Below are 16737 nucleotides of genomic sequence, written 5' to 3' on the forward strand. Positions count from 1 at the left end.
AAAGGGGCCGTGACATGTCAGTCATCAAGATGTACGGCTACGAGGCCGCGCAGCAAACGGAGTATCAAACCAAGAAGTGGGCGACTAAGGAGGAGATGCAGGCGCTGTCGTCTGGCGATGAGCAGCGCGATGTGATCCTGGCTAAGGGTGCCACGGTGGCGTTCTACGAGGACGACAAGCATTGGGAGACGAGTGTGTCCAACAATGTCTTTGCCTTTGGAGGTACCGGCAGCGGCAAAACGGCGAGTTTCATTTTGCCCAACCTGCTCAATCACCACGAATGCTGTTATGTGGTCACAGACACCAAGGGTGAGCTGCTGCGCCGTACTGGGAAAGGCTTTGAAGAGGACGGCTACGAGGTAACGGTTCTCGATACTGTTAATCCCGAGCAGTCGGCCGGATACGACCCTCTGCGTTACGTGATGGATGTCGAGGACATCCCCACCACAGTGGCGGCAATCATGGAGGGGGTCGATCCTGACGGTCGTAGCCGTAGGTATGATCCGTTCTGGGATAATGCAAACGATCTGCTGCTTCGAGCAATTGTTGGAATCCTGTATCTCCTAGAGTGTCTTGCCGGCACCCTTGCGACGGGCGAGGACCCCAAAACTCCGCGCCGCTACCTTAAGATGAACAACGTCTTTAAACTGGCTGCGCTCATCAAGGTTACGGGAGATGGTGAGGGGCGATTCCCGTTGGACTACCTTGTAGAAGAGGTGGAGTCCAGGGAGTTTCTCGATAAGTTTGGTGCGGAGAACGCTGATCTGTATGGCGTTGAGCAGTATCGTGATTTTCGCGGGGCAGCCGATAGGACGCTTAAGAGCATTCTGATCACGCTCAACGCGACCATCTCGCGGCTTAAGACTCCCCAGCTCATGCGCGTCTTTGAGAAAGACGAGATGCGCCTCGACCGTATCGACGAGGGCAAGCGCGTAATCGATCTTAAGGTGAGCGACAACGACTCGACCAATGCATGGCTTGCGAACGTTGCCCTTAAGCAGCTGTTTAACCTGGCCCAGCGCCGTGCCGATGCCAGCCCCAGCGGCCATTTGCAGCGTCGCGTGCAGTTTGTGCTCGATGAGTTTCCCAATGTGGGACGCATCCCCGATTTTGAGCGCAGCATTGCGACCGTGCGCAGTCGTGGCATTAGCTTTTTAATGTGTGCGCAATCGCTGAGCCAGCTCGATGCCGTGTACGGCAAATCCACGGCGCTTACCATCCTCGATAACTGCGATAGCTTGGTCTATATGGGTGGCGGCAGCAACATCGCGACGCAGAACTACATAAGCGAACTGTGTGGCGAGTCGGTTTTGGGCACCAAGTACGTGGGCGCCGAGCGCACTGCCGTAGATGTACGCGGTTGCGTGATGACCCCAGGCGAGGTTGGGCTTATGCCTCGCACCGATTGCCTGGTCAAGGTGACCGGCATGCGTCCCTTCCGCGCCAAGAAGTACTTCTGCGGCGACCATCCCAACGCGGCCAAGTGGCTGAGGGATTAACCCTTGCAGCCTCGCGCATTCTGACCTGTATTTTGGCTGCACGGCCTCTGTTTGCCATGTGCCGTGCGGCCAGTTTCCCTTATCGATTCCATCTAGAGAGGAATTAACCATGTCCGTTATGTATCGTGAGCCCAGCATCATAAAGAAGTCCAAGGACGGCCGTGTTGCCGCTGTCGATATGGCAAGCGAATTGCTCAACAGTCGTGTGCTGCTGCTGGAGGGCGAGGTCAACGATGTGACCTGCAACGGCCTTATTAAGTCCATGTTGGTGCTGGAACATCAAAGTGCGACCGAGCCCATCACCCTCATCATCAACAGCCCAGGCGGCAGCGTTACGGCGGGGCTGGCGCTCATCGACACCATGCAGTCGCTCGACTGCCCCGTGATCACGGTGGGTGAGGGCGTCGTGGCCTCGATGGCCGCGGTGATCCTGGCCTGCGGCGACCACCGCCAGGTGTACCGCCACACGCAGGTGCTCATCCACCAACTGATGGGCGGCACAGGCATGGCGCAGCAGACCGATATCGAGATTGTGGCCCAGCATACAGCGGCCATGCGCGCCGAGCTGGACGAGCTGCTGGCCGAGCATGGCAACCTGAGCGCCCAGGAGTTCCACGAGCTCACCGAGCGCGATTGCTGGTGCAATGCCAAGCGCGCCCTAGAGCTGGGCCTGGTGGACGAGGTGATTGCGCCCAGCAAGAAAGCGCTCTAGTGGGGTGCATGCCTTACAAGCACGTTAAACAGGGCGAATGAGCACGTAGTTGAACAGCCAGAAAGAGGTTGAACATGAGCAGGATTTGGGATGTCGACGGTATTGAGTGGGAAGATCTGCCCACCGTGAGCGACCTGCTGTGCGCTGCGGACACAAAGATCCTGGCACGCGAGGTTGCCCTGCGATACGGCGGCAAGCCGGACGACCGTGGCCGTGTCGATAGCGAGCGCAACCTAAAGCGTGTCCGCCGCAAGGTCAAAAAGCTGCGCAAGATCGACCCCGAGCCCAGCGACAAGATCGTCCTGTTGCCCAAGCATGTCATCAATCGTCGCGATGTGGGCCACGGCTTTGGCTATTACGATGTAGAGCCGTGCGCCTTTACGCGCAGTGGCGCGCAAAAGTCAGGGGAGGACGCGTGTGCTGAGGTGTACCCGTGGGAGCTGTTCCTACTGAACGAGGAGCCTGCAAGCGTCGTTCTGGGCTATCGCGTATGGCTCGGCGGCGAATGGGACCTATGCGAACGTTATCGCTTTTTGGCTGTGGCGTGCGCCAGCGCGTTGCATTGCTTCCGCGAGCAAAAGGAGCTGCGCAAGTGTCTCAAGAAGGACGATGCAGCCTGTGACATGGGCGAGGATGAGGTGATCGAAGGTGTTCGCCAGGACGTGCTGTATCCCGAGGAGGTAATCAACGCAAAGCTCGGCGGCTATTGGGATACGAGCCTGGGGCTCAATCTGCCCTGGAAGGACGAGCATTTCGAGACCTGCGTACGGATCGACAGGGCAATCGATGACCTGTTTGCCGAGGAGACGAAGCGCAATGCCGCGGAGCTTGGGAGGAAGCTTGGGCGTGGGTATGAGGGGTGCGGGGAGTGGTTGGACGGAGATTGACTGCAAGAGTGGTTCCTGTGAATGATCGGTGGCGGCTCGGCAATAAACTGTCCGAACGAAATGATAGAACGATAGCGTAAATAGCACCCGTACTTTAAGGAGTTAACAATGGAAATCGCCTATAAGGAACTGTTTCGTGTAAACCGTCCTATCTACGGTCCTGGACCAGGAGGTTTCTTCATTAAAAGATTCAAGAAAAGCGGATACAGCGAGGCTGAATTACTCGATTTAATTTCAGGAATGGACTTCTCTCTCGCTGGAGCTGATGGGGACATTAGCCTGGAAAAGAAATGCAAAATAATCGAACGGGCGGTTGCTGAGACGCATTATACGAGCTGGGCCCTTAGCCTGATTGGCATCATTGCCTCTCTCATGGCTGGAGGATATTTGTCTGCGCTGATAGCCAGTAATCCAACTTTAGCCGAGATTTTCATGGTGCTATTCCTGGTTGCCTTGGGAATATATGCGTGGTTCCGGTATTGCTTTGAGCGAAATAGGACCGTGCTATTGTGTGCGTTGAATCACATAAAGACGCTTCAACCATAGCCCATAAGGGCGAAAGACTCATCAATTACGATTCAAGATGTTGCTTGACGGGACTATCGAACAAGGCGCTGTTGGTCGCTAGCCATATCAAGTCCTGTATAGTCTCTGACCCAATGACGGAGCGCCTCGCGCCCGACAACGGATTACTCTTGAACGCATTGCACGATTACAGGAAGGAATGACCATGTTCGATCTCAAATGCTCGATGCAGGCCCAGCTCGATAACCTATGGCTCAAGCCGGAAGATCTTGCAGGAGGTCTCGGCATTCGCGTCTCGAGCGTCCGAAAATGGCTCGACCCCGAGCTCGACTGTATGCCGGTCAAGGATGCCTTCGACTGGATAAGCGACCAGATCGAAAAGCTCGGCGACCTCACACTGCAATGCTTGAATGACGCGAACGATTCCTACGAGAAGTTCGGCCAGCATATCGTTCGCTGGTACCGAGATGAAGATCTGCCCGATACTGAACCGGGAGGCCTTTACAATCTCGCGAGCCGCCTTGCCGCCGACCAACTCGCCGCGAAGGGTATAGAGTGCTCTACTGTCTATGCATCCCGCGGCGGCGAGTGGATCGAGCAGAACCTGGACTTTTCCCCCGATATCGATCTCAAGGCTGCATTTGCCGCGCAAGCGGACGCCTTGGGAGTACCGACGTCCGAGATCGCGGCAGCATTGGGTATTACAAACCGATCAGTTAAGGACTGGAAAAACCCCAAGCGGGACACGATGCTGCCGGTAGACGAGGCATGGGACTTTCTGGATGAATACGCCGAGGCGCTTGATATCCGCACGGCCGAACTCCTCGAAAGCATGCCGAACCCGATGCCGTACCATCCTATGACTCGCCTCGGAACCCTAACGAAACAGCAGAGAATCGACAACCGTGCGGCGCAGGCGGCGGCTAGACAAATCATGGGCGACGGTAAGGTCGTAGTCGATTTCGTATATGTCTAAAGCCGTCCGGCGGCCATAGGCAATTGCACCCTGATGGATGGACCGCAGGTGAGGCATGCGAATAGCCAGGCCCTACTTCTTCGCATCGCCGCGCGGCTTGTTCTCATCAATCCCGCGCAGGTCGAACTGCTTGCTACCCCGTTTAAGCACGAGCTGCCAGCCGCACGCATCGCAGATTTTGACGAATTCATCGATGGTGAACCGCGTGTTGTTATGCAGGCGAGTAGACAGGCTACCCTTCTGCTTACCGGTTTTAACGGATGCATCCTGCAGAGTCATGCCGCAATCCTGCACCATATAACGAATAGCGTCCGATGATCCGATCCGTTCAAGCACTGAATACCTCTTTCAAATATACGATAATATATTTTGATTATAGCCAATCTAGTTTTATTCTAGAAGTGGCGTGACAATCGGATACTACCGCCGGTGCCGGATCGCGGCCCAGATGTATCCGACTAGCCCCCGAGATTGCGCTTTTTGGCCGTGGTGTGTGCCAGCGTGCTGAATCGCATCCGCGAGCAAAAGGAGCTGCGCCAGTGCCTCGAGGGGGGGCGATGCAGCCTGTGATATGGACGAGGACGAGGCGATTGAAGGTGTTCGCCGCGACGCGCTGTATCCCGAGGAAGTAATCAACGCCAAGCTCGGCGGCTCTTGAGATGCGAGCCTGGGACTCAACCTGCCCTGGAAGGATGGGCATCGGCAGACTTGCGCGCGGATCGACAGGGCTATCGATGACCTGTTTGCCGAGGAAAAGTAGCGCTGTGCTGCGGAGCTTGGGAAGAAGCTTGGGCTCGGGTGTGAGAAGCGCGGGGAAGTGCCGTTGTCTCAACTATTCACCGACGAATGAGAAAAGGCGGTGAGTGCGGTCTCCTGCATGATTATCCTGGACCTATTGAGTGAGCGGTGCGCGGGCGAGGAGCAATCATGGCCGGCCGTGGAGACAAATGGTCGAGGGAAGAAACCCTTGCGGTTCTGTTCCTATACCTCGCCCTGCCGTCAAAAATGGTTGATGACAAAAGCGAGGATGTCCAGGCGTTAGCCAAGGCCATTGGCAGAACGCCGGGCGTAGTTGCTTAAAAATCTGGAATCTCGCATCTTTCGATGAGCGTCGACGCGCTCGCGGCAAGGTTGGAATGATCCATGCAAACAAAAATGGACAAGCTAGTCTGGGCCAAGTATTCCTTTGCTGGAGATGAACTCGTCGAGGAGGCGACCGAGGTTTTCCTTAATCGCTTTGATTTTGAAGAAGCGCTAAGCGATGAGTTGAAAGAGGCGATTGGCTTTGATTTGCCAGAGGGCGAAGAGCGCGAAGCAATTGTCTCGATGCGAGTGAACCAGGAGTTCTTTCGAAATACCTTGCTTACCAATTACAATTCAAGGTGTTGCTTGACGGGGCTATCGAACGAGGCGCTGTTGGTCGCCAGCCATATCAAGCCCTGGACAGCCTCTGATTCAAAAACGGAAGGACCTGCGCCCGACAACGGTTTGCTTCTAAATGCGCTACACGACAAAGCGTTCGATCGGGGGACTACTCACCATTAAAAAGGACCTGAAGGCAGTAATGTTCGGCGTGGTCGGACACGAGACGCCTGAAGACAAGTATTTGTGACACTACAACGGAGAGCCGACAACGCTTCCGAAGCGATTCGCCCCACGAGCTGAGTTTATTGAGTATCACAATTATATGGTGTTTAAAGGGTAGGGTTTAACTCGTCTGCTTTCAGTGCGTTTCTCACATAATTGCCTTAGCCCTTCCAGCTAAGTCGGTATTGAGGAATGAGGAAAATTCCAGCTAAATATTAGAGTGCGGCGAAATGTTCGCCCGCCGTCTTTTATGCGTTCTGCAATTCGGTCGCCTAGTGCCTGCCTTTGTTGCACCTGGTGCATGTGGAATTTCAGCCGTCTACGTCAGCATCCACGTCGGCTGGAATTCCATTGAAATCAAATGGTCCGCGCGTGCGGTCGTATGCAGCCATGATAACGTCAATAGCGTTTACGGCCCCAATTGCTTGGCACAGGTCGACACGCTGCTCTAGGAAATCATTAAATCTGGCGCGAAGCTGCTTGGCTGTTGCGTGAATGAAAAAGTCGGGATCTTGTTTTTCGAGTTCGGCCAAGAAGATGGTGTCCAGCCTTGCGCATATGGCTTCAATGCGGCGGGATTCCTGGCGGAAGGCGTGGCTTGCCACTTTCGAATTCTTCGTTAGTAAATAATCGAGGTAATCGCTGAGCGATTGTTTGAATTCGGGCAATAGCTTGTCGTACCGAGATTGAATTGCTCCAGGTGCGATCGCGGGGTCTGGTTCAGTACGTCCAACAATGATGTCTATGGATACGTCAAATACATCTGCAAGACGCCATGCAGCAGCAAGTGGAATTTTATCAGGCCGACTTTCATATCGTGCGTACGTAGTAAATGGAATGCTCAGGGCCTTGGCGAAGCTTTTCGCAGACTTGTATCCAGCCTCTTTTCTCAGCTCCTGTAGATTGTCTTTCATAGTCGTCGGCTTTCTCTGACTGTGTCTACGGAATAATGCGCATTGATATAAATCGATGATAATGCATCAAACATATATTTCATAATCTGATATATATGTTTGATAATAATTATTAAATTATGAGATAATACCAAATAAAGATAATTAATTTATATTGAATTTTACATTATGGAACTATTCGAGCTCCCTGTTCAATAAGAGGTCTTGAGCAAAGACAATGCGACCATCGAGGAGGGGCTTAGATTATCAATATCAACGATTGGCGTTTATTGCTGGAAGAGCAAGCGGTTTGGGCGGAAGGGCTCGACTTGAATGGGGCATAAGCGATGTTCACTATACTTTTTCTGCTTAGTTGCGTAACTGATTTATGCGCCAGTTTCTGGTGTTAATATTTAGCTTTTGCCAATTACCAGAGGTGCGACTGGAGGGTCATATGGTTAAATCCATAACTGAAAACCGCTGCTGGGACTATTCGGTTTGTAGTAATAAACGATGCTCATCCCTTGTCTATTATTGGGGGCTTTAGCTCGTGAAATACGGTTCTGTATACACAACGAATTCTCTGGCTGACTTTGTTGTTTCGCTGCTAAAGGTCGAGCGCGCTTCTGCCCGCACGCCGTCTTTTGGCGTTTGCTTGGACCCGGCATGCGGGGGCTCTTCTTTACTTAATGCCGTTGCACGCGGTGATGTTCGGCATTCGTTACTTTATGGCGTTGACGTTGACCCTGAGGCCATAGAGATTTCACGCACTTATTCCGAAATAATAGGCTCGGAAATAATTTATAAAGATTTTCTGCGTCCATCTGCAAAGACGGATCCGAAAGCGTATTGGCTGGAGCGTTTGGCTCGTGTCGACACAATTATTGCTAACCCACCTTGGAGCTCCGACCGTATTTACGATCGTGATGAGTTGCTGCTGCGTGGCTATAAAAATGTTGATGGACAGTATGATTGCTACGCCCTCTTCGTAGAGCTTTCCATGGCCATATTACATGCGAATGGGTTTGCTGCCTTTATTCTCCCCGATTCATTATTTTCGGCAACAGCTTATGGTTTACGTCGATTTATTGCTACGAAATATGAGATAAAAGTAATCGCGCGTCTTGGAGAAAAACTTTTCGAGGGGGTTCATCGTGCGACAACGGTTGTCGTTGTCCGCAAGTGTATACCAAGTGATGCCAGTTTAACAAAGTGCTTCCGGCTTACGACATCGGATAGAAAGGCCGTTTTAGGTGGAGACAAGACGCTCGAGACAGTTTTTGAAGAACAATATCGCGTTAAACGCCAGATGGATTTTCTAAGAAATGAAGACTGCCTATTTGATATAGATGTGGCAAGTGAAGATCATGCGGTTATTGAGAGAATTAGGTCTCATGGAGGCAAATGGTCTTTTGACGTTTCTTTCCATCGAGGTGTAGAAATCTCAAAGCGCGGAACCGTCTTTTACTGTCCGAAATGTGGTGGAGCAAACACCGCGGCGTTATTTTCGGGCCTTGCTCTTAAGCGTTGTAAATGCTGCGGGCGCGAGGTTGAAGTGTCGAGCTCGGAACTTGAATCCGTCATGCAGTTCAGGCCCGCCGATGGTTTTGTTCCTATATTTGTTGGTGAATCTGTTGGACGATATTCGTTGTCATGCCAACGGTATTTGAAACTTGGAGTTGAGGGCATTAATTACAAGGACCTTGATGATTATAAGCCCATGAAGATTCTTGTTAGAAAGACTGGGTTAGGAATTAAAAGCGTTGTTGACGATAGCGGCAGGATGGTAAATCAAGCTGTCTACTTCTTTACCGCAGGCGAAGGGTTGAGAGAGGACGCATTGTACTTTTACAATGCGCTGCTTAACTCGAGGGTTATTTTTTATTACTACATGAAGCTGTATGGTGAGAATGAGTGGAAATCACACCCCTACTTAACAAAACGGATTCTTCAGGAACTACCGATCATCAGATTTGACAACAAAAGTGAACTTCATCATCAAATTGCTGACGGCGCTCGGAAACTGAATCTTCATTACACGGCGGCAATCGATGCGGAACTTGAGTTGCTTGTTACGCTAGCATACGGCCTTGATAGAAAAGAGGTCGAGCGTATCAAGCACGAGATGGCGGAGCTGCCCGATTTGGGCGCACTGAGGGAAATGAAACAATAGGCATGTATCGCTACATTGGCAATAAGACAAAGCTGTTAGAGCAGATAACATCATTGGCTTCAAATTATCTAAGCCCCGGAGGAACTGTTGCCGACTTAATGGCCGGGACTGGGTCCGTAGCTGCTGAGTTTCGTCGACTTGGCTACCGCGTCATCGCTTCTGACATTATGACGTACAGCAAGTGGCATCTTTATGTGCAGCTGCTCATGAATCGTACGCCTTCTTTCGAGGGGCTGAGCGATTTATCGGTTGAACCTGAGTGCCATTACGTGCAAGTGCTAAATTATTTAAATGAACTTGAACCGGTCGAAGGCTACTTCTTCCGCGAGTTTTCTCCTTCAGGGCTTCCTGCAAATGGATGTCCAAGTAGGAAGTACTTTACATCGGATAACGCTGCAAAAATCGATGCAATTAGACTTAAGATAAACGAATGGCGCGATGAGGGTAGGATTTGCCAAATGGAGGAGGCGCTTTTGCGTCACACTCTGATTATGGCAGTCAACGAAGTGGCAAATATATCTGGAACCTATGGCTATTTCCTGGCAAATTTTACCGCAAGTGCGAAAAATGCCATCCATCTAGCTCCGGTATCCATTAATACTGGAAGAATTGATAATGTGGTTCTTCAGGGCAGGGCAGAAGACCTTGCTGCTGGGGTTACTGCAGACCTTTGCTATCTGGACCCTCCTTATATCAAACGCCAATATGCAGCGAATTATCATATTCTTGAAACGGTCGCACGTGGTGACGAGCCTGTTGCTGCTGGCAAGAGTGGGTTACGTCCTTGGCGCGATCAGTACTCTGATCTTTGTACAAAAACTAAATCAAAAGATTCCTTCGCTAAGATTATCGAGGATATCCATTGCCCTGTTTGTTTGATTAGCTATAGCGAAGATGGACTCTTTCCTGTCGAGGATCTTTGCGACGTATTTTCTGCTTACGGAAAAATTGAGGTTAAAGAAATTGCATACAAACGTTTTAGGTCAAATTGCAGTTCGTTGGCAAATGAAATAAAGGAGTTCATAATAGTGCTGGAAAAATGGTAAGCACCGATTGAACGAGGCGGTCGAATGTTATTTGTGGATGAGATTATGTACCGTCACCTGACTGCCGCTGACTTTCGCAATATCGAAGGTATTAAAAAGCCTGATGGAGGCGGTGGCCAGACTTATATCGACCTTTCCGGTATTGACCCAAATGAGGCCGTGGAGTTTTTCAAATACTGCCAGATTGACGAAGACAACCTGAAGGCAAAGGAGATTGAAGAGGGTACGCCCCCTTACAGAGTCGACCTTATACAGACGGGCGGCGTCGATTGCGAATATAACATGCAGGTCTATAAGCGAAGACCTAAAAACTATACGATTCGCGACCAGTTCAATAATCGTTTCCCGGGGTGGTCTGTACGAGCCGGTTTTCCTACTATAGTCGGAGAGGGAAAACCATTTTGTGCTGGTGGTTCATATGATAATGACGAAACCGACCCATACGTCCAGCCCATCATTGCACATCTGACGATTTATATTGTTAGAACCATTAACCGGTTATATTTTGCTGACTACCTCTCTGATGCTGAAATCCCAAAAGCCTGGCCTCTTGGTTTTGGTCTCGAAAAGCTCTTAAAAGCAAGCGAAAATGAAAAAGCAGCCGGAATTATCAAGCCCCGTGGGCTCATAGAATTTGTCAATCGCCGAGAAAGCGTGAGTGCCAAATGACGTTTAGGAGTACCGACGCTACAAGATATAACAAAAGCGATTTTCTTGAAGAAGTCTATATGGACGAAGCGTCTTACGATGCAATCGTCTCGTTGCTTAAGAGAAAAAAGAATATCATTCTCCAGGGTGCGCCGGGTACGGGGAAAACCTTTGCTGCTACACGATTGGCATATTCGCTCATGGGCGCTACCGATAATACGTGTATAGAGAAGGTTCAATTTCATCAAGGATCTTCTTATGAGGATTATATAGTCGGTTTTAAACCTACGGCTGATGGGCTTTTCGCTGCTCAGGAGGGTTTGTTTACCAAGTTTTTTCGTCGAGCGTCAGATAGAAGCCATCGGTTTGAAAATTATTACCTCATAATCGACGAAATTAATAGAGCAAATCTTTCAAAAGTATTTGGAGAACTGCTCATGTTAATTGAAGCTGACCATCGTGGTGAGTCATTGGTGGTTCCGGGATTGCCAGAACCGTTAACGGTTCCGAAGAATCTATTTATAATTGGCATGATGAATACCGCCGATCGCGGTCTCGCGCTGGTTGATTATGCGCTTCGAAGGAGATTCGCGTTTTACTCTATGAGTCCGGCGCTCAATCAGCGCTCATTTATAGACTATATTGATTCATTGGGTAACGATAGACTAACCTCGCTCGTCGATGCTGTTCGTCGATTAAATGATGTCATTTCGCATGACTCTTCGCTTGGGGAGGGTTTTTGTATCGGGCATAGCTATTTTTGTTTCGATTCTGCCCCTACGGATATTGAGGTCAAGTCTATCGTTGACTATGAACTGCGGCCTCTTCTTCAAGAGTATTGGTTTGATTCGTCCGATAAGGAAATCTTAGATGAACAGGTTTCTCTTTTGTATGAGGCTATAGATTAGGATGTCCAATACGGCTGCGAACAACGTCGCAATCCGTAACATTTTATATATGATTGCGTATGCGACTGGTATTTCCGGTAGTGATGCGGAAGCGGTGTTCGCGGACACCTTGAAGGCAGTCGGCAAAGAGCCGTTCGATGGACTCGGTGAGCTTTTTGCAATTATCTTGAATGATGCTGTAAAAAGAGAGTATTTGCGAGGGCTTGAGCGTGTCTATTCGCCTCATGAAGAGCCTCTTGCAGTCCTGAGAGGTCGGCCGCTGATTCAGAAAAGCATCGCTTTAAAAGCTCGGGGGACAATGCGTTTGCAGTGTCTATATGACAGCTTCACAGCCAATACCTATATGAATCAAATTGTTAAAACTGCAATAATTCAATTAATCCGCAGCCATGATGTTTCTCCGCGAACGCGAAAGGGACTCAGGGCAAGCGCACTATACCTATCTACTGTCGATTCACTCGAGGCTAATTCGATTGATTGGAGACTGGTTAGGTACAACAAACTCAATCAGAGTTATCGATTCTTGATGGCGGTTTGCCGGATGGTTTTGGAGAAGAGCATTCCTGTTCATGATGAAAACGGTAATGCGGAATTTTCGTCTATGTTGAGCAGCCAGAGGCTCTCTTCTCTATTTGAGAAGTTTATACGTGAATATTATCGCAGACATTTTCCGCGGTTAATGCCTGCTGCGCCTATCGTTGACTATGGTATTGGCGTAAGGTCTCAATACCTACCAAGGTTGCGCACGGATGTCGTGCTAACAGGGCCTAGCTATAAACTAGTGATAGATGCTAAGTGCTATGGAACAATTCTTGGAACACACTGCGAGAAAAAGATACTGAGTCCTGAACATAGAAATCAGATATTTAGTTATGTTATGCATTGTGCGCAGCGAAACGCGAGCGTATCCGGAATGCTGCTCTATGCCCAAACGTCTATGGAGGGTCCGCTGGATGAATGCTGGTATGAACTTGGCCACTGGTTCTACCTTAAAACTCTTGATTTGAATAAACCATTCGAGAATATTGCTGAACAACTCAATGAAATTGGCGACCGTATGATGTCGGGCCTATTTGTGCATTCCAAAGACGTCTCGGAACGGGAATTGCTTGAAGCCGAAAAGGGGCAGATAGACTAAGTAATTTGGGTGTTGATCCGTTTGGATACTGCAGAATACCGTGAAAGTCGCCGTTGCTGTTGCTCCAGCGTATGAGACCTATGCGCTCATCGGTTCTGTTTTATTACTAGCGGTCTGCCCTTCGGCGCTTCCGCATGCAGCCCTTGCACATGTCGACCGGTTCAGTTCTGCTTTTCCGGGCCATATCCCTTTGTATACACGGTAAAGCTAAGGTCTTCAATCGTTCCGGTGCTGTAGATGCATGCGTCGGGCGTGCTCCATGTGTCTTGGACGGTCGGGTCAGTCCAGACATATTCGGGCCCATCGATTCCAAGCAATGGGATGGGCCTCGCCACGTGGTCGGCGTTATTTATCTGTACAATGATCTCCAACAACATGTGCAGTTTTACATGCCATGAGCTGTATGGATGCTCACCTGGCCCCTTGTAATCCAGTGTGCACTTTGAGTGTGGGCTTTCGGCGAGCTGGCTTAAACATTCAAAAAGCGTTGGGTACTCGGCTCCAGGAAACTCGACTTGTACATACCGATTGCCATCGCGGACAAATCCGTACCACAGCACGGGGTATGGATACTCGAGCCTATCCGGCCGCTTGATTTTCGCTCTACAATTGGGCTGGTTGACGATAGACAGCCACGTCCTATAGAGTTCATCGGAAATGAGGTCGTTCGCTTGGTATGCTGGGCCAAGACCATCGAGGACAAAGCTGCCGAGGCGCTCAAAATAGTGGGCACAATCCGTTAGGCCCTTTTCATATGCCGTTTCGGTCTTTCTCTGCATATTGAGCGCGACATCGCGGGGCGATTTGCGACCAAGATGTTTTTTGGCGTTATATCGCGGGTTGCAGTAGAGCTTGGTTGCCGCGTTATATCGATCGCAGTACTTGCTGTTAGGACCGGTCGGAAAAAAGAGCGAACCGCAGGTTTGGCATGATATCGGCATAATGCCGCACAGCAGCAGCTCGTGAAGGATGCGGGCATAAAGGCTTGCAAAGGACCATTCCTCTTCGGTGAAGTAGAGCTCTCCTGCCTTTGAAATAACGGCTTGAAGCCCAACGAGCCTATTGAGGTTTTCCTGGTCGTTAAGCTCTGCATGCGTATGGAAGTCTCCATTTGCGAAGATCTGGTTCTCGCGCATAGCTTCGAGATAGTTTTTACGAAACGCCTGCATAAAGGGGGCGCTGTTCATGCGCTTTATTCCATTCAAATGCTCTTCGAGCTTTTGAGCCGTTTCGTTTCCGGGCAAGTGTTTTTTGGCTGCGTATACAAAAGCTTCGCCAAAGCGGATGATTGCCGGCAGCTGCTCATCGAATAATCGAAATTGTCGCGGGTCGCTTGTTTTGATGGCGGCTGGGAAAAACTCTTCGTTTTGCGGGAGCAGGCTAGGTGCCTCGGTGTTTTTAAGCAGCGGGGTAAGCTCCAGACATTCCTGATAAAAAACAATGAGAAGCGCTCGAAAGAGATCGATATTGGTGCAGACGCAAGCTGTTTCTATCTGAGATTTCGCCTTGGGAAAGTTGCGTATAGGATTGTCGCGGTCATACGGCACCGGTGCTGTTAGATCGGTCTCGCCGTTGGTAGCGTTAATGCTCATGTCGTTCGACTCGAGCTGCAGATAGGAGCTGAAGAGGGACGCCATTTCTTGCTTGTTGAGTTGGCCCGATGTTGTAATCACTGCGCGGTACAGGCGGTTGATCTCGTCGCACTCAATAGCGTTGTTGTTCATCCAGCAGCTGTAATAGCGATAGTCGGGAATCGCCGTGATGTTCATGACACACTGTCTACAGACATTTTCAAGGAGATATCTGGCCATGCCGGAAATCTCTCCGTGTGCATGGCTTGTAATGGCTTTGTCGAATATCGGAGCAAAGAAATCGAGGTCGCGTTCCTTTTGTTTTTGAAGGTTGATAGCGATTTCAGCTTCGTTCAATTCTGCTTGGGTGGGCCCTTGGTCGGGATCGTCTGGATCGAGCCAGTCGTCATGGTCTGGCTCGGCTGCGCAGTCCGTCGAGGTGTGTTGCGCAGGGTGAGGAGCAGCAGGGGGCTGGCGCATGGCGTTCTGCAGGTCGATATAAAAGCGACGGTTTGCTCGTTCACGAAAATGGGACGCAATCTCGTTGAAAAGCGAGCTTAAGTCGACGCGCAATAGGTCGTTGGCTATGGAGACGAGACTCCATGCGCTTGCATTGCCGGATGTGTTTCCGTCGCCGGCACAATCAATCTCCGGCGTCCTGTTAAGAAGTAGCATACGGGGATTGACAGGGGAGCGAAGAAAGCCAGCCTCAAAACCCCAGTTAAATGCTTCTTTTTCGGACTTAAGCATTGATGCTCCAAACAGCCAAAATTTAAAACGCGATAAAAGTCATATTACGCGGCTGTTTGCGGCTGTTCAATGGAGTCAAGCGAAAAGGGTTAAAACCAGGGAGGCCGTTATGTCCGATCGCATCAAACTCAACGAAGGAAACATTGATGTATGCGAGCGCGAGGTTATCGCTCTTCGCGAGATTATCGCCGCCGCCATGGGTCGCTTGCATCAGATGCGCAGGCAGTGCGAGCGAGGCTACGCGTCTTCGGAGGATTTCGAGAATGCGTTGGATGTTTACGGAGTGATCCGTGGGCGAGTCGATGAGCTTGACCAGCTTGGTTTCGAGTTCAGATGGTCGTCAGTTCCCGATGCAGGGATCGATGAGTGCGTCGGGCTCGAATGGATTGAGGACGACAACTCTCCACGAGATCGCGGTTTCGATATCGCTTGTTAGTGTGTCCGCACGACTTGGTATCAATGGGGGCGAACAATCTCTAATCGGAGCCGACTAGAGGCTGCATCCTAGTTGCCGGCGATTCCGGTTTGATTTCTGTTGAAAGGAAAATCATGAACACTTCTATTCAAATTTCGTCCAGCGCCGTTGAGTCTGCGCCCCGCACCGCCAGAGGCGAGGTCGTCAAACTCGTGCAGGGCGCGCTGCTCGTTGCCGTTGCCGCGGTTGCCGCTGCCGGCACCGCCTCCGTCGCCGCCCCGTTTTGCGTCTGGAAGGGCGAGGTCGCGCTGTTCCTGAACGAGTCGTTCCATGCTGCCTTCTCCATCTCCGCGATTGCGGAGTACGCGTCGGCTGTGCCCGGGTCCGATTGGGCGTCGCTGCTCGTGGCCGCGCTCATCGCGGCCTACCCTGCCTACCATGCCGCCTGGCGCGTTCGCGAGGGCCTTGGACTCAGCTGCGAGGCTCCGGTGTTCAGCGGGCGCGTGTCGCGCTCTCTCGCCGCGCTGAGCGCCTGCCTGCTGCTGGCGATGCTGTTCATGGGCTATGGAACGAGTTGGCTCATCAACGGCAGCGCGATGGGTGACCAGAGCCTTGTTGAGTCGGGGCACAATGTATGGGCCGTTTCCATCATGATCATGCTGGGCTGCGCCCTGATGTGCCTGTTCAAGTGGTTCCTTGCCAAGGGCCCCGGACGCAATTTCGGCAGCGGCTTCGCTATCGAGCTTGTCCGCCTCGCCGCCGTCCTGCTGAAGCGCGCGAGCTCGAACCTGGTGTTGTGCTACGTGGCCGAACTGCTTGCCTGCCTGCTGGCACTGACCTTCATTGCCGTGGCCTATGTCGTCGTAAGCGTGGCCATCGTGCTCGCGCTCGGAGCCGTCGCCTTGGCGGTGTGCCTTGCCGGGATTCCCGTTATCCTTGCTGCCTCGTGGCGCAGGTAGCGGGGCGACCATGCAAGTTCTTGTCACGACGTGAGAAAAACATGCAAGAA

The 16737-nt window shown here is 51.1% G+C and carries 18 protein-coding genes; 15 read left to right on the forward strand and 3 right to left on the reverse strand.

The genetic code is table 11. The features are described from left to right. Window positions 1–14: 14 nt before the first annotated feature. The 6 genes from DW180_RS01830 to DW180_RS01850 all read left to right on the forward strand — a co-directional run bounded on the left by DW180_RS01830 (window position 15) and on the right by DW180_RS01850 (window position 4599). Window positions 15–1499, forward strand: a complete 1485-nt coding sequence (locus DW180_RS01830; protein ID WP_117779016.1) for a VirD4-like conjugal transfer protein, CD1115 family — start codon at window positions 15–17, stop codon at window positions 1497–1499. A gap of 109 nt (window positions 1500–1608) precedes the next feature. Further along, window positions 1609–2211, forward strand: a complete 603-nt coding sequence (locus DW180_RS01835; protein WP_118237155.1) for a ClpP family protease — start codon at window positions 1609–1611, stop codon at window positions 2209–2211. A gap of 74 nt (window positions 2212–2285) precedes the next feature. Further along, a complete protein-coding gene (locus DW180_RS01840) occupies window positions 2286–3098 on the forward strand; it encodes a hypothetical protein (RefSeq protein WP_118237156.1) in 813 nt (270 codons plus the stop codon). A 108-nt stretch (window positions 3099–3206) separates the two neighbouring features. Then, the gene (locus tag DW180_RS01845) at window positions 3207–3644 is read left to right on the forward strand and encodes a hypothetical protein (protein ID WP_117799834.1); all 438 of its coding nucleotides are present in this window, start codon (window positions 3207–3209) and stop codon (window positions 3642–3644) included. Then, window positions 3608–3826, forward strand: a complete 219-nt coding sequence (locus DW180_RS10635) for an HNH endonuclease (protein WP_346972609.1) — start codon at window positions 3608–3610, stop codon at window positions 3824–3826. The genes DW180_RS01845 and DW180_RS10635 overlap by 37 nt, the downstream gene beginning before the upstream one ends. A gap of 2 nt (window positions 3827–3828) precedes the next feature. Next, a complete protein-coding gene (locus DW180_RS01850) occupies window positions 3829–4599 on the forward strand; it encodes a hypothetical protein (RefSeq protein ID WP_118237158.1) in 771 nt (256 codons plus the stop codon). Between the two features lie 72 nt (window positions 4600–4671). On the opposite strand, the gene DW180_RS01855 is transcribed toward DW180_RS01850, so the two are convergent. Beyond that, window positions 4672–4935 carry a hypothetical protein gene (locus tag DW180_RS01855; RefSeq protein WP_147349714.1) on the reverse strand — a complete coding sequence of 88 codons (264 nt, stop codon included), beginning with the start codon at window positions 4933–4935 and terminating at the stop codon, window positions 4672–4674. A 591-nt stretch (window positions 4936–5526) separates the two neighbouring features. On the opposite strand from DW180_RS01855, the gene DW180_RS10200 reads away from it, so the two are divergent. Continuing rightward, the gene (locus DW180_RS10200) at window positions 5527–5679 is read left to right on the forward strand and encodes a hypothetical protein (RefSeq protein WP_158564416.1); all 153 of its coding nucleotides are present in this window, start codon (window positions 5527–5529) and stop codon (window positions 5677–5679) included. 63 nt (window positions 5680–5742) lie between these two features. Next, the gene (locus DW180_RS01860; RefSeq protein WP_117799830.1) at window positions 5743–6144 is read left to right on the forward strand and encodes an HNH endonuclease; all 402 of its coding nucleotides are present in this window, start codon (window positions 5743–5745) and stop codon (window positions 6142–6144) included. Window positions 6145–6497: 353 nt separating this feature from the next. Here DW180_RS01860 and DW180_RS01865 read toward each other — a convergent pair whose 3' ends face one another. After that, the gene (locus DW180_RS01865) at window positions 6498–7100 is read right to left on the reverse strand and encodes a helix-turn-helix transcriptional regulator (RefSeq protein WP_117799829.1); all 603 of its coding nucleotides are present in this window, start codon (window positions 7098–7100) and stop codon (window positions 6498–6500) included. Between the two features lie 529 nt (window positions 7101–7629). On the opposite strand from DW180_RS01865, the gene DW180_RS01870 reads away from it, so the two are divergent. Genes DW180_RS01870 through DW180_RS01890 form a run of 5 tightly spaced genes read left to right on the forward strand, consistent with a single transcriptional unit; the run spans window position 7630 to window position 12992 of the window. Beyond that, window positions 7630–9252 carry an N-6 DNA methylase gene (locus DW180_RS01870; RefSeq protein WP_117799828.1) on the forward strand — a complete coding sequence of 541 codons (1623 nt, stop codon included), beginning with the start codon at window positions 7630–7632 and terminating at the stop codon, window positions 9250–9252. Between the two features lie 2 nt (window positions 9253–9254). Continuing rightward, complete coding sequence (locus tag DW180_RS01875) at window positions 9255–10298, forward strand: DNA adenine methylase (RefSeq protein WP_117799827.1); 1044 nt, start codon at window positions 9255–9257, stop codon at window positions 10296–10298. A 33-nt stretch (window positions 10299–10331) separates the two neighbouring features. Continuing rightward, complete coding sequence (locus tag DW180_RS01880) at window positions 10332–10967, forward strand: hypothetical protein (protein WP_147345470.1); 636 nt, start codon at window positions 10332–10334, stop codon at window positions 10965–10967. A 59-nt stretch (window positions 10968–11026) separates the two neighbouring features. Beyond that, window positions 11027–11854, forward strand: coding sequence for an McrB family protein (locus tag DW180_RS01885; protein ID WP_199569846.1), 828 nt, complete (start codon window positions 11027–11029; stop codon window positions 11852–11854). 1 nt (window position 11855) lies between these two features. Further along, on the forward strand, window positions 11856–12992 hold the full coding sequence (locus DW180_RS01890) for a restriction endonuclease (RefSeq protein ID WP_117855461.1): 1137 nt from the start codon (window positions 11856–11858) through the stop codon (window positions 12990–12992). Window positions 12993–13153: 161 nt separating this feature from the next. On the opposite strand, the gene DW180_RS01895 is transcribed toward DW180_RS01890, so the two are convergent. Continuing rightward, a complete protein-coding gene (locus tag DW180_RS01895; protein WP_118237160.1) occupies window positions 13154–15313 on the reverse strand; it encodes a hypothetical protein in 2160 nt (719 codons plus the stop codon). A gap of 109 nt (window positions 15314–15422) precedes the next feature. Here DW180_RS01895 and DW180_RS01900 point away from each other — a divergent pair, with 109 nt between their 5' ends. Then, window positions 15423–15749, forward strand: a complete 327-nt coding sequence (locus DW180_RS01900; RefSeq protein WP_117799822.1) for a hypothetical protein — start codon at window positions 15423–15425, stop codon at window positions 15747–15749. A gap of 113 nt (window positions 15750–15862) precedes the next feature. Next, window positions 15863–16687 (forward strand): hypothetical protein, encoded by an 825-nt coding sequence (locus DW180_RS01905; protein ID WP_118237162.1) that lies wholly within the window; start codon window positions 15863–15865, stop codon window positions 16685–16687. Window positions 16688–16737 lie beyond the last annotated feature (50 nt).

This window comes from Collinsella sp. AM16-21, from assembly GCF_003471905.1.
In the GTDB taxonomy this organism is placed as follows: domain Bacteria; phylum Actinomycetota; class Coriobacteriia; order Coriobacteriales; family Coriobacteriaceae; genus Collinsella.